At 74.7% G+C, this 12787-nt stretch carries 11 protein-coding genes; 6 read left to right on the top strand and 5 right to left on the bottom strand.

Going from position 1 to position 12787, the window contains the following annotated elements:
- Positions 1 to 102 (top strand): acyl-CoA dehydrogenase family protein (locus tag ACZ3J7_RS38510; RefSeq protein ID WP_465623454.1); only part of this gene is annotated, 102 nt, incomplete at its 5' end.
- On the opposite strand, the gene ACZ3J7_RS38505 is transcribed toward ACZ3J7_RS38510, so the two are convergent.
- Together ACZ3J7_RS38505 and ACZ3J7_RS38500 are read right to left on the bottom strand one after the other, a co-directional pair.
- The gene (locus ACZ3J7_RS38505) at positions 99 to 569 is read right to left on the bottom strand and encodes a serine O-acetyltransferase (protein WP_465628048.1); all 471 of its coding nucleotides are present in this window, start codon (positions 567 to 569) and stop codon (positions 99 to 101) included. The two genes, ACZ3J7_RS38510 and ACZ3J7_RS38505, sit on opposite strands and share 4 nt — an antisense overlap.
- Before the next feature lie 118 nt (positions 570 to 687).
- The gene (locus tag ACZ3J7_RS38500; RefSeq protein ID WP_465628046.1) at positions 688 to 2016 is read right to left on the bottom strand and encodes an LCP family protein; all 1329 of its coding nucleotides are present in this window, start codon (positions 2014 to 2016) and stop codon (positions 688 to 690) included.
- Between the two features lie 349 nt (positions 2017 to 2365).
- On the opposite strand from ACZ3J7_RS38500, the gene ssuE reads away from it, so the two are divergent.
- The 3 genes from ssuE to ACZ3J7_RS38485 all read left to right on the top strand — a co-directional run bounded on the left by ssuE (position 2366) and on the right by ACZ3J7_RS38485 (position 6566).
- Positions 2366 to 2920, top strand: a complete 555-nt coding sequence (gene ssuE / locus ACZ3J7_RS38495) for an NADPH-dependent FMN reductase (RefSeq protein WP_465628045.1) — start codon at positions 2366 to 2368, stop codon at positions 2918 to 2920.
- A 288-nt stretch (positions 2921 to 3208) separates the two neighbouring features.
- Entirely contained in the window at positions 3209 to 3994 is a 786-nt protein-coding gene (locus ACZ3J7_RS38490) for an ABC transporter ATP-binding protein (protein WP_465628043.1), read from the top strand.
- A 19-nt stretch (positions 3995 to 4013) separates the two neighbouring features.
- Positions 4014 to 6566: an FtsX-like permease family protein gene (locus ACZ3J7_RS38485; protein ID WP_465628041.1), complete on the top strand. Its 2553-nt coding sequence runs from the start codon at positions 4014 to 4016 to the stop codon at positions 6564 to 6566.
- Between the two features lie 10 nt (positions 6567 to 6576).
- Here ACZ3J7_RS38485 and ACZ3J7_RS38480 read toward each other — a convergent pair whose 3' ends face one another.
- Positions 6577 to 8112, bottom strand: a complete 1536-nt coding sequence (locus ACZ3J7_RS38480; RefSeq protein WP_465628039.1) for an LCP family protein — start codon at positions 8110 to 8112, stop codon at positions 6577 to 6579.
- A 139-nt stretch (positions 8113 to 8251) separates the two neighbouring features.
- Between ACZ3J7_RS38480 and ACZ3J7_RS38475 the strand changes: the two genes are divergently transcribed.
- Complete coding sequence (locus tag ACZ3J7_RS38475) at positions 8252 to 8857, top strand: acyltransferase (protein WP_465628037.1); 606 nt, start codon at positions 8252 to 8254, stop codon at positions 8855 to 8857.
- A gap of 45 nt (positions 8858 to 8902) precedes the next feature.
- Here ACZ3J7_RS38475 and ACZ3J7_RS38470 read toward each other — a convergent pair whose 3' ends face one another.
- Both ACZ3J7_RS38470 and ACZ3J7_RS38465 read right to left on the bottom strand, forming a co-directional pair.
- Positions 8903 to 10741, bottom strand: a complete 1839-nt coding sequence (locus ACZ3J7_RS38470) for an LCP family protein (protein WP_465628035.1) — start codon at positions 10739 to 10741, stop codon at positions 8903 to 8905.
- 187 nt (positions 10742 to 10928) lie between these two features.
- Positions 10929 to 11717, bottom strand: coding sequence for a TIGR03089 family protein (locus tag ACZ3J7_RS38465; RefSeq protein ID WP_465628033.1), 789 nt, complete (start codon positions 11715 to 11717; stop codon positions 10929 to 10931).
- Between the two features lie 120 nt (positions 11718 to 11837).
- On the opposite strand from ACZ3J7_RS38465, the gene ACZ3J7_RS38460 reads away from it, so the two are divergent.
- Positions 11838 to 12752 (top strand): DNA-3-methyladenine glycosylase family protein, encoded by a 915-nt coding sequence (locus tag ACZ3J7_RS38460; RefSeq protein ID WP_465628031.1) that lies wholly within the window; start codon positions 11838 to 11840, stop codon positions 12750 to 12752.
- The last annotated feature ends 35 nt before the right edge of the window (positions 12753 to 12787 follow it).

Raw genomic sequence — 12787 nt, 5'->3', positions numbered from 1 at the left:
GACTACCCGGTGGAGCGGATGATGCGCGACGCGAAGATCACCCAGATCTACGAGGGCACCAACCAGGTCCAGCGGATCGTGATGTCCCGCAACCTCCCCTAGCCGCCCACCGGTTCGCGCCCCTGCTCGTTCACCCGCCGGCGCTCCCCGACCTTCCGGGCCGGGGCGCCGGCCCAGATCTCGCCGGGGCCGGTGGAGCGGGTGAGGACGGCGTTCGCCCCGACGACCGTGTCGGCGCCGACGGTCAGCGTGCCGCTCTTGCAGACGATCTTCGCGCCCGCGCACACCACCACGCCGTCCTCCAGCACCACCCGCCGCATCGCGGACAGCTCCTGCGGCACCCACGGGTCGGCCCGGCCGATGGTGACGCCGTTGTACAGGGTGACGTTCGCGCCCAGCGTGGTGTACGGGTGCAGGACGGTGCCGAAGCCCCGGTGGAAGACCACCAGGCCGGGGCCGATCTCGGCGGCGGCCGGCACCTCCATCCCGTAGAGGGCCAGGGCCTCCTGGACCAGGCGGCCGAACGGCCGGCTGCGGCGGCGGTAGATGAGGGCGGTCACCAGCGACATGGCGGACATTGTCCCGTCCGACCCGCCGCCCCCGCCCCGACGACGCGCCCCGCGGCGGCAGTTCGGATTCGCCGTGCGAATTCCGAACGCCGCCGCGGGGCGGACCGGCGCGGCCGGGTCACTTGACGGCGGGCACCGCCGTGTCGTTGCGCATCGCCTCGAAGACCGCCTTCGACTTCTCCGGGTCCCACTTCACGGCGGACTCGCCGGTCGGCGTGCGGTAGTCGGCGTTGCCGATCGGGACGGTGATGGTCCTGCCCTCGCCGCCGGTGACGCCCTTCATGGCGAGGAACATCGAACCGAGGTCGGTCAGCCCGGCGTCCTCGTCGACGATCACGGTGTCCAGGCCGGCCGAGACCAGCGGGTAGAAGGTGAACGGGTTCAGCAGGGTGGTGGGCGAGGCGGCCTGCTTGGCCAGCGCGCCGAGGAACTTCTGCTGGTTGCGCATCCGGCCGAGGTCCTGGTCGGCCATCTGGTGGCGCTGGCGGACGAACGCCAGGGCCTGCTTGCCGCTCAGGGTCTGGGTGCCGGCCTGCAGGTCGAGGCCGGAGTCCTTGTCCTTCACCGGCTGGTCGATGGTCATCTCGACGCCGCCGACCGCGTCCACCAGGCCGACGAAGCCGGCGAAGCCGATCTCCGCGTAGTGGTCGATCCGCAGGTTCATGTTGGTCTCGACGGTCTGCACCAGCAGCCGCCCGCCGCCGGCCGCGAAGGCCGCGTTGATCTTGCGGGTGGCGGCGGGCACGGTCTTCCCGCTGCCCGAGGTGTCCTGGTGGGCCGGTATCTGCACCCAGGAGTCGCGCGGGATCGACATCAGCGTGTTCCCGTTGTCGCCGATGTGCAGGATCATCATCGAGTCGCTGCGCTTGCCCTCGGCCGAACCGGTGTGCAGGTCCCGCTCGTCCGCGTCGGTGAGCCCGGCCCGGCTGTCCGAGCCGACGATCAGCCAGTTGGTGCCCTTGCCCGCCGCCGGCCGGCCCGGGTAGTCGGCCAGCACGTTCTCGTGGTGCAGCTTGCCGTCCGCCCAGAAGTAGGTGCCGATCATCGTCACCAGCAGCGCCAGCACCAGGCCGAGCACCGAGTAGCCGACGACCTTCTTCCGCGACCGCCGGGGCCGCGCCCCGGGCGCCCCCGGCCGGGCCGGCACCGGCTCGGGCCGCTGCCCGCCACCGCCGCCGTTGCCGCCGCCGTTGTACGGGGGCTGCCCGCCGCCGTTGTAGGGCGGCTGCCCGCCACCGCTGCCGTACGGCGGCTGCCCGCCGCCACCGTTGTACGGCGGCTGACCGCCGCCGTTGCCGGGGCGGGCCGGACGGGAGAGCGGGGCCCCCGTGCCGCGCGGGTTCAACTCCGGGGGCAGCGGCGGCTCGGCCGCCGCTCCGCCCTGGCTCCGCGCCGCGTCGCCCCGCCCGTATGCGCCGCCCCCCGGGCGCTCCTGCCACGTGTTCATGGGGGAAGGATGCCCGAACCGGGGGCCGCGCAGTGATCGCGGAGCCTCCCGGCGGCCCGTTGTGGCCGTTTTGATGCAGGGCGCGGACCGTTCGCGGCACTGTTCACCAGGCGGTCGCGGCCTTGACCCGCGGAAACCGGGCGTGTTTGCATGACGGTATGGAGCAGCGCCAGGTCCTCACCCGTCGGCGGCACGTCGACCACGGTCGGGTGTCCTGCTCGCTGTGTCGCGGCTGACCACTCCCGCCGCGCGCATCTCACCCCACGGCGAACCGCGCCCCGCCGTCCTCTCCTCCCTCCCCTTCCCGGCTGCGCCCTGCCCGCGCGGCCGTACGCACCGAGGTGACTCCATGGCCGTGATCCTGTCCGTCTCCGGTTCCCCGTCCGCGACCTCCCGCACCACCCGCCTGCTGCGCCACGTCGACCGCCGGCTCGTCTCGCACGGGCACGAGGTCGGCACGCTGGACGTCCGCACGCTGCCCGCCGCCGCGCTGCTCGCCGCCGACACCTCGGACCCGGAGATAGCCCGCGCCGTCGACCTGTTCGCGCGGGCCGACGGCGTGGTGATCGGCACCCCGATCTACAAGGCCGCCTACTCGGGCCTGCTGAAGACCCTGCTCGACCTGCTGCCGCAGTACGCGCTGCGCGGCAAGACGGTGCTCCCGCTGGCCACCGGCGGCTCCACCGCGCACGTGCTGGCGGTGGACTACGCGCTGCGGCCGGTGCTCACCTCGATGGGCGCCGGGCACGTCACCCAGGGCTGGTTCGTGCTGGACCGGCACATCGGGGTGCGCGAGGACGGCGGCACCGAACTGGAGCGCGAGACCGAGGTGTTGCTGACCCCGGTGGTCGACGCGTTCTCCGCCGCGCTCGCCCCCCGGGCGGAATTCGCCACCACCGGCTGACCGTTCGCCGACGAAGCCGTCCCGGCCGGGGCCCGGACCCTCAGACCGCACCGAGGTCACCCCTAGGGGGGCGGGTCCGGGCCCCGGACGCATTCCCGGGCCCGGGCTACGCCCGGTGGAGGACGACCGGCCCCCGCACCCGCTCCTACCGTGGTGCCATCCCCCCAGCACCCCCGCCGAAGGTGGTGCTGGCCCCACCAAGAAGACGGATGCCTGCTGGATTCCGCGACCGGTGGGGTGTCCGGAAGGCTCGGGGACGACGGTCGACCCCACCACGAGGAGCACGCAGTGACCACGGCAGCCAGCCCCGCCCACCTCTCACCGCAGCCGGAGTGGGGCGCCGACGCCGCCCGGGCCCGACAGGTCACCAAGGCGTACGGCGCGGGCGAGACCCGGGTCACCGCGCTCGACGCCGTCGACGTCGACATCGAACGCGGCCGCTTCACCGCCATCATGGGCCCGTCCGGCTCCGGCAAGTCCACGCTGATGCACTGCCTCGCCGGGCTGGACACCGTCTCGCAGGGCCGGATCTGGATCGGCGAGACCGAGGTCACCGGCCTGAAGGACCGTCAACTCACCAAGCTCCGCCGGGACAAGATCGGCTTCATCTTCCAGGCCTTCAACCTGCTCCCCACCCTCAACGCGGTGGAGAACATCACGCTGCCGATGGACATCGCGGGCCGCAAGCCCGACCAGGCCTGGCTGCAGCAGGTGATCGACACCGTCGGCCTGTCCGGCCGGCTCAAGCACCGCCCCGGCCAGCTCTCCGGCGGCCAGCAGCAGCGCGTCGCGGTGGCCCGCGCCCTGGCCGCCCGGCCCGAGATCATCTTCGGCGACGAGCCCACCGGCAACCTCGACTCCCGCTCCGGCGCCGAGGTGCTCGGCTTCCTGCGCCGCTCGGTCGACGAACTCGGCCAGACCATCGTGATGGTGACGCACGACCCGGTCGCCGCCGGCCACGCCGACCGGGTGCTGTTCCTCGCCGACGGCCGGATCGTCGACGAGATGCACAACCCCACCGCCGACTCCGTCCTGACCCGCATGCGCCGCTTCGACGGCAAGCGCACCAGCTGAGGGGCGGGGAAACACCACCATGCTGCTCAAGACCTCGCTGCGGAGCTTCTTCGCCCACAAGTGGCGCCTGCTGCTCTCCCTGCTCGCCGTGGTGCTCTCGGTCGCCTTCGTGTCCGGCACCCTGGTCTTCTACAACACCGCCACCAGCACCTTCGACCGGCTCTTCGCCTCCACCGCCTCCGACCTCTCGGTCTCCAGGGCCAAGGACGGCATCACCGACCGCGGCGGCCCCGCCGAGGTCCCCACCGTCCCGGTCGGGACGGTCGCCCGACTCACCGCCGAGCCCGGCGTCAAGGCCGCCGTCGGCCAGGTCATGACCTCCACGGCGACGCTGGTCGACCCCGCCACCAACAAGGTGATCGGCCCGACCAGCGGTGCCCCCACCCTCACCGGCAACTGGACGGACGGCCCGCGCAACTCCGTCGACATCACCTCCGGCCACGCCCCGCAGGGCGCCGACCAGGTCGTGCTGGACGCCGACACCGCGAAGAAGGCCGGGCTCGGCCTCGGCGCCAGGGTGCGGGTCATCACCGACGCCAACCACGACTTCACCGTCGCGGGCATCGCCGCCTTCCGCACCACCAACCCCGGCGCCGCCCTCGTCTTCATGGACACCCCCACCGCCCAGCAGGTGCTGCTCGGCGCCGAGGCCTACACCTCCGTCGAGCTGTTCGGCGACGGCAGCCGCACCGACGAGCAGCTGAAGACCGCCGCGCTGGCCGACCTCGGCACCGGCTTCCAGGCCAGGACCGCCGACGAGCAGAAGAAGGAGAACGCCTCCGACGTCGGCTCCTTCCTCGACTTCATGAAGTACGCGATGCTCGGCTTCGCCGTCCTCGCGGCCGGCGTCGGCGGCTTCCTGATCGTCAACACCTTCTCCATGCTGGTCACCCAGCGCACCCGGGAGATCGGCCTGCTGCGCGCCATCGGCGGCAGCCGCTCCCAGGTCAACCGCTCGGTGCTGACCGAGGGCCTGATCCTCGGCGTGCTCGGCTCCACCCTCGGCCTCGGCGCCGGCCTCGGCCTCGCGCTCGGCATGATCCAGCTGATGAAGGCCGCCGGGATGAACCTGGACGCCGCGCTGAGCGTCACCTGGACGGTGCCCGCCGCCGCCTACGCCGTCGGCGTGCTGGTCACGCTGTTCGCCGCGTTCGTCCCGGCCCGCCGCGCCTCCCGGATCACCCCGATGGCCGCGCTGCTCGACCACGCCGCCCCGGTCGAGCCCCGGGCCAACCGGATCCGCACCGCGCTCGGCACCCTGGCCACCGCGCTCGGCGCCGCCGCCCTGGTGCTCGCCGCCCGCTCCACCGGCTCCACCGGCGGGGCGCTGATCGGTCTCGGCGTGCTCGCCACCCTGGTCGGCGCCGTGGTGCTCGGCCCGCTGCTGGTCTCCGGCCTGCTCCGGCTGCTCGGCGGCGTGCTGCCCGCCCTGTTCGGCCCGGCCGGCCGGCTCGCCCAGCGGAACGTGACGCGCAACCCGCGGCGCACCGGCTCCACCGCCGCCGCCCTGATGATCGGCCTCGCCGTGGTCGTCGGCGCCTCCGTCGTCACCTCCTCCATGGTGTCCTCGGCCAGTGCCCAGATCGACAAGTCCGTCGGCGCCGACTACATCGTCGGCGGCGGCAACGGCCCGATCGCCCAGGCCGCGGTCGACGCGATCGCGCACACCCGGGGCGTCGACCACGTCACCCGGCAGAAGGAGGTCCCCGCCGACCTCACCACCCCCGACGGCGCCCGCACCGAGACCGAACTGACCGCCGCCGACCCGAGCTTCGCCCGGGACTTCCGCCTCCCGCTCGCCGCCGGCACCGCCGAGGGCGTCTTCACCGGCGGCGTCTCGGTCGACCAGAAGTTCGCCGACGCCCACCACCTCCGGGTCGGCGACCCGATCACCGCCGCCTACGGCGAGGGCCGCACCCAGACCCTCCGGGTCGCCGCCGTCCTCAAGACCGGCAACGAGCTGTTCGACGGCAACTTCTTCACCGCCATCGACACCGTCTCCACCGGCCTCGGCGGCCACCTGCCCGGAGACCAGGTCCTGTTCGCCGGCGCCGCGGCCGGCGCCGACAAGGACGCGGTCCTGGCCGACCTGCAGAAGACGCTGGAGGCCTACCCGCAGCTGATGGTCAAGGACCAGGCCGGCTACAAGGAGATGATCGAGTCCCAGGTCGACAAGCTGCTCGCCATGGTCTACGGCCTGCTCGGCCTGACGATCGTGGTCGCCGTCCTCGGCGTGGTCAACACCCTGGCGCTGTCCGTCGTCGAACGCACCCGGGAGATCGGCCTGCTGCGCGCCATCGGCCTCTCCCGCCGCCAACTGCGCCGGGTGGTCCGCCTGGAGTCCGTGGTCATCGCCCTCTTCGGCGCCGTCCTCGGCACCGCCCTCGGCCTCTCCTGGGGCGTCACCGCCCGCTCCGTCCTCGCCGACAGCGGCCTCACCACCCTGACCGTCCCCACCGGCACCGTCGCCGCCGTCCTGGTCGGCTCGGTCCTGATCGGCCTGATCGCCGCCCTCGTCCCGGCCTTCCGCGCCGCCCGGATGAACGTCCTGGCCGCCATCGCCACCGACTAGCGCCCCCCGCTCAGGACGGGCAGCCGATCTCGCTGCCGCTCTCCGCCCCCGCCACCGCCGACGCACTCGCCGACGGTGCCGGGGGCGCGGCCGTCGCCGCCGGGCCCGCCGCCGCCGAGGACGACGCGGATGACGCGGACGCCCCCGCCGAGGGCGCGCGGTAGTCACTGCCCACCACCACCTGGAAGGTCGCCCCCAGCCCCGGGACGGACTCCAGTTCCGCGTCCGGCAGGGCGGCCGCCAGGGTCTTCACCGACTCGTCCCAGCGCGGGTCGTAGCGGATCACCGTCCGGGTGGCGCCCGCCCCGGGGCCCGGGGCGTTGGAGGGCGTGCCGGTGGTGGCGAAGCCGGCCCTGCGCAGCTCCGCGTCGGCCCGGAAGCCCAGGCCCTGGACGCCCGCCCCGTTGAGCACCTGCACCCGCACCTCGCCCGGGGGAACCGTTCCGGCGACCGGCGCGGCGCTCGGCGTCCCCGGGGCGGGGGCCGGGGCCCCGGCCCCGGTGAGCGGGCGCCCGGCCCGGACCGCCCCGAACAGCGCCGCCGCGCCCTCCTCGTCCCACAGCACGGTCGACCCCCACCCCGGCACCTGGTGGTCGACCTCGGCCAGCGGCACCGTGACGAAGTCCGCGTTCGCCGCCGACAGGTCCTTCAACCGGCCCGCGAACTCCAGCAGTTCGGCGTTGCCCAGCCCCTTGTCGACCTTCACCGAGCGCAGCACGGTGTCCAGCACCCCGGTCAGCCTCGCCGGGTCCAGCAGGGTGTCCCCGGCGGACGCCCGGTGCAGCAGCTGCGCCAGGAACCTCTGCTGACGGTGCATCCGCCCCAGGTCGGAGGAGCCGTCCACGTGCCGGGCCCGGACGTACCGCAGCGCCCCCGCGCCGTCCAGCCGGCTGGTGCCGGCGGGCAGGTCCAGGCCCGAGTAGTCGTCCTTGAGCGGCTTGGGGCTGCACACCTCGACACCGCCCAGGGCGTCCACCGTGGAGACGAACGCCAGGAAGTTCACCTCGACGTAGTGGTCGATCCGCAGCCCGGTGTTCTGCTCGACGGTGCGCACCGCCAGCGGCGCCCCGCCCATCCCGTACGCCGCGTTGATCTTGCCCTTGGCGGCCTCCACCTGCCGGCCGGTGGCGAGGTCCTGGTGGGCCGGGATGTCCACGTACGAGTCGCGAGGGACGGAGACCACGGTGGCCCGGCCGCGGTCCGCGGACAGCTGCACGATCATCATGGTGTCGGTGCAGTGGCAGGACTCGCCGCCCGCGTGCAGCACGTCCTTCAGGGTGGACTCCGGGATGCCCTCGCGCTCGTCGGTGCCGACCACCAGGAAGGTCGCGGCGCCGTCGTCGGCCGGCCGGTCCGGGCCGCCGCCGATCGCGTCCACCCGGTCGAGCGAGGAGCCGATCCCGTCCAGCAGCGCCCACCCGCCGCAGGAGGTCGCCAGCACCGCGAAGGACAGCGTCCCCGCCGCCCAGCGCCCCCACCGCCGACGGCCCGGCCGACGCGCTCTCGACGGTGCGGACAGGCGTGCGGACGGGTGCTGGCGGCGCATCCTCCGCATGCTAGGCGGGCCGGTCGGGTCCGCTCCGACGGCGCGCCGGACGCGGCCGCCGCCCGGCGCCCGCCCCGGCCCCGGCAGCGGTCCCCGGAACGGCCGGACGGGGACCGCCCGCCCGCGCTAGGGTCGCGCCATGACGAGCAGCGCCCCCAGGATCGAGGCCACCGCCGACGTCGACCCGCGCGCCGTGATCGGCCCCGGCAGCACCGTCTGGCACCTCGCCCAGGTCCGCGAGGACGCCGAGATCGGCGCCGAGTGCATCATCGGCCGGGGCGCCTACGTCGGCCCCGGCGTGAAGCTCGGCGACCGGGTCAAACTGCAGAACCACGCCCTGGTGTACGAGCCCGCCGTCCTGGAGGACGGCGTCTTCGTCGGCCCCGCCGCCGTCCTCACCAACGACCTCTACCCGCGCTCGGTCGACCCGGACGGCAGGCTCAAGCGCGGCGACGACTGGCACGCCCGGGGCGTCACCCTCCGCGAGGGCTGCTCCGTCGGCGGCCGCGCCGTCCTGGTCGCCGGCGTCACCGTCGGCCGCTGGGCCCTGATCGCGGCCGGCGCCGTCGTCCACCGCGACGTCCCCGACTACGCCCTGATGGCCGGCGTCCCCGCCCGCCGCCTCAAGTGGGTCGGCCGCGCCGGCGAGCCCCTCACCCCCACCGCCCCGGGCCACTGGCGCTGCCCCCGCACCGGCGAGACCTACACCGAGACCGCCCCCGACACCCTCGTCCTGGACGCCTGAAGGCCCTGGCCCCGCGGCCCGCGGCCCCGCCGGACGCCCCTCCTGCTACTTCGCCTTCGACGCACAGACGTTGGTGTCGTCCGCCTGCACCCGCTGGATGTCCTTCGGCGCCTCGGTCGGCGCCGCCGACGGGGCGGCGCCCGTCCCGGTGAAGTCCTTGCCGAGCACCACCACGAGGCCGTCCTTCGCCCCGGCCCGGCTGTTCGCCTGCACCGCCGTCTCGGGCAGTCCGAGGGCCGCGGCCACCGCCTTCGCCTCGTCCTCGTGCCCGGTCGGGTAGGCGACCGTGCTGGTGGCGGCCGTCTCCGCGTTGGTGCCCGCGGCGGCCAGCGCGAAGCCCTTGGCCTGCAGCGCGTCGGCGGCCTTGCCGGCCAGCTTGGCGGTCCCGCTGCCGTTGCGCACGGTGACCCTCACCTCGGCCGCGTCGACCTTGACCGCGGCCGGCGCGGCCGCGGCGGTGGTGCCGGGGGCGGCGGGGGAGGGCGCGGTGCTCGGCTCGGGGACATCGGTCAGCGAACGGTCCGCGGTGATCATCGCGAACAGCTGCTGGGCGTCGTTCGGCTTGAGCACCAGCCGGTTGTTGTCCTTGGGGTCGTCGATCACCGGCACCGTGGTGAAGGTGATGTTCTTGGTGTCGACCCGGGAGATGTCGAGCGCCAGGTCCTTCAGCTTGTTGACGCTGCCGATCCCGTCGTCGACGGTCAGTGCCTTGGTCGCGGCGTCCGCCAGGTCCCACAGCTTGGTCGGGCTGGTCAGGGTGTCGCTGCTCTTCATCTTGCGGATCATCGAGGAGATGAACTGCTGCTGCAGCGGGATCCGGGTCAGGTCGCCGCCCAGGCCCACCGCGTGCCGGGTGCGGACGAAGGCGAGCGCCTCCTCGCCCTGCACCACGTGCCGCCCCGCGGTCATCTTGAGGTGCGAGTACGGGTCGTTGATGTCGGTGGCCGCGCACACCTCGACGCCGCCGACCGCGCTCGAAAGGGTCTTCACGGCCTCGAAGTTGACCATCATGAAGTGGTTGATCCGGACGTTGGTCAGCTTCTCGACGGTCTTCCAGGTGCAGCCGGCGTCGCGCCCGTCCTGTCCGAGGCTGGTGTTGAACATCGCCCGGGCCTCGCCGGGGATGCTCTTGCCGTTGGTCCTGCACTCCGGGATCGTCACCATCAGGTCGCGCGGGATCGACAGCACCGTCGCGTTCGAGCGGTCCTTGGAGATGTGGAACAGCAGCGTGGTGTCCGCGTGCCCGGCCGAGCCCTCGTCGCCGTACTCCCGGCCGAGGCCGACCCGGCTGTCGGTGCCGATCACCAGGATGTTCAGCGCGTCGGTCGCCTGCGGACGCTCGGACTCGTCGCCGACCTCGACCTTCACCGACGAGATGTTGTTGTTGAAGTGCTGGTAGACGTAGTACGCGCCGCCGCAGCCCGCGACCAGCACCAGGCCCAGCGTGCCCGCGGTCCACTTCAGCGCCCGCCGGCCGCGGGTGGAGCGGTTCTTGCGGCGCGCCGCCCGACCGCCCGGCACCGCCGTCGCACCGCGCCCGCGTCCACGCCCCTCGGCGGCCGGAGCGCCCTTCACGGCGGCGGCCTTCGGCGCAGCGCCCTTCGCGGCGGCGCCCTTCGCACCGGCGCCCTTCGGGGCAGCGCCCTTCGCGGCGGTGGCGCCGGGTGCGGCCGGGGCGCCCCCGGCCGGGGGCGCGGCCCGGCGGCGGGCGGCCTGCGGGCGCGCCGGAGCCGGGTGGGGCCGGGTGGCGGAGTCGGGCCGGCCCGCGTCCAGGTCGAGCCGGAACTCGCCGGTCGCCGGGTCGAGCACCCACTGGTCGGCGGGGTCGACGCCCTGCGGGGTCGAGTCCGCCGAGTCGCTCCGGTGCCGGTGTCCGCTGTTCATCCCGGACACCCTAGACGAGCCTGACGGCCAAACCCGCCACGATGTGATACCCGTCACCCGGGTGGGAGGCCGCCGGTGCGGAGGACGGCGACGGCGCACCCGGCCCGGCCGGTTCCGCCGGGCGGGGCGCGCCGCCGCGCTCCACTGCCATCGGCCCAGGACTACCCGCCCGGGAGGGTCGGGACCGTCAACCCAGGCGCAGAGTCACCCGTTCGGAGTCGATCCGGCTCTGCCACTGATCCTCCGTCAGCTGCCCGGAGTTCCGGCACAGCACGACCGAGGCCCCGGCGGCCAGCGGCGCCAGCAGGCCCGCCTCCAGGCCCGTCCAGTCGTCGAAGGACAGCGTGGACAGCACCCGGCTGCCGCCGTCCAGGCCCAGCCGGGCCGCGCCCTCCCGGGCCAGCGCCACCGCCTGCTCGCCGGTCAGCTTCAGCGGCAGCCCGTCCACCAGCGTCTCCAGCGCCACCGCCTGCGGGTCCACCGGCGAGTACGGGGCGAACCGGTCGCCCTGCCCGGGGACCTCCGCCGCGTAGTCCAGGAACCCGTCCGGCCGCTGCGGGAACCGGCCGCCCAGCGGGCGCAGCGCCAGCGCCACCCGCTCGCCCGGGCACTCCTGCGCGGCGGCCAGGCCGTCCGGCCCGGAGACCACCAGGTCGGCGTCCTTCGGCTCGCCCTGCGGGACCGCGACCACGCCCACCGACCAGCAGGCCAGCAGCCACACCGCGCTCTGCCAGTGCGCCGGCAGCAGCAGCGCCGCCCGGTCGTCGGGTGAGGCGTTCAGCTCGTCCTGGAGCAGGTTGGCCGTCTTCGCCACCCAGTTGTCGAAGGTCTTCGCCGACAGCTCCACCCGTTCCCCGGTCGAGTCGTCGTAGAAGGTCACCAACGGGCGGGACGGGTCGGCGGCGGACCCCGGGCGCAGGAAGGCCTGCAGCAGCTCGGCGGGGGTGCGGGCGTCGGCAGCGAAAGGCGCAGTCATGGTGCGTCCCAGCCTACGTCCTGCCCCCCGCCGGACGGGAGGGTGCCCGCGCCGTCCGGGTGCCGCGCCGCGTTACGCTCGGCGCTGCTCCGCACCCCACTCCAGCCAGAGGAACGGCCGATGCCCGCCCAGACCCGGCAGTGGCGGCCCGGTCACCCCCTGGACCTCGGCCGCACCCTCTTCCCGCTCCAGCACGGTGCCGGCGACCCGGCCTTCCAGCGCACCCCGGACGGCGCGGTCTGGCGCGCCTCGCGCACCCCCGACGGCCCGGGCACGCTGCGGATCCTCCGGCGCGCCGAGGAGATCGACGCCACCGGCTGGGGCCCGGGCGGCGGCTGGCTGCTCGAACAGCTCCCGGCGCTGCTCGGCGCGCACGACGACCCGGCCGGCCTGGTCCTGCCGCCCGGGCCGCTGCGCGAGGCCCAACGCTCCTGCCCGGGGCTGCGGTTGACCCGGACCGGCCTGGTGATGGAGTCCCTCGTCCCGGCCGTCCTGGAGCAGAAGGTCACCACCATGGAGGCCTACCGCGCGTGGCGCACCCTGCTCCGCGACCACGGCACCCCGGCCCCCGGCCCCGCCGCCGACCTCGGCATGCGGGTCGCCCCCTCCGCCCGCGAGTGGACGCTCGTCCCCAGCTGGGCCTGGCACCGGGCCGGCGTCGACCCCAAGCGCTCCGCCACCGTGCTGCGCGCGGCCCGGCTCGCCGCCCGCCTCGAACAGGCCTCCGCGCTGCCCCCGGCGGAGGCCTTCGCCCGCCTCACCGCCGTCCCCGGCATCGGCCCCTGGACCGCCGCCGAGACCCTGCAGCGCAGCAACGGCGACCCCGACGCCGTCTCGGTCGGCGACTACCACCTCCCCAACACCGTCGGCTGGGCGCTGGCCGGCCGCCCCCGCAGCGACGACGCCCAGATGCTCGCCCTGCTGGAGCCCTACCGCCCCCACCGCCACCGCCTGTGCCGCATCCTCCCGCTGACCGGCGCCCGCCCCCCGAAGTACGGCCCCCGCCTGACGCCGAACGACCACCGCGACCGGTAGGGCGGCCCCCGGGGCCCCGGTGCCGCCCTACCGGT

This window comes from Kitasatospora sp. NPDC015121, assembly GCF_055562955.1.
The sequence above is the reverse complement of the archived record's forward strand: the minus strand, read 5'-3'. Positions and strand labels throughout refer to the sequence as shown.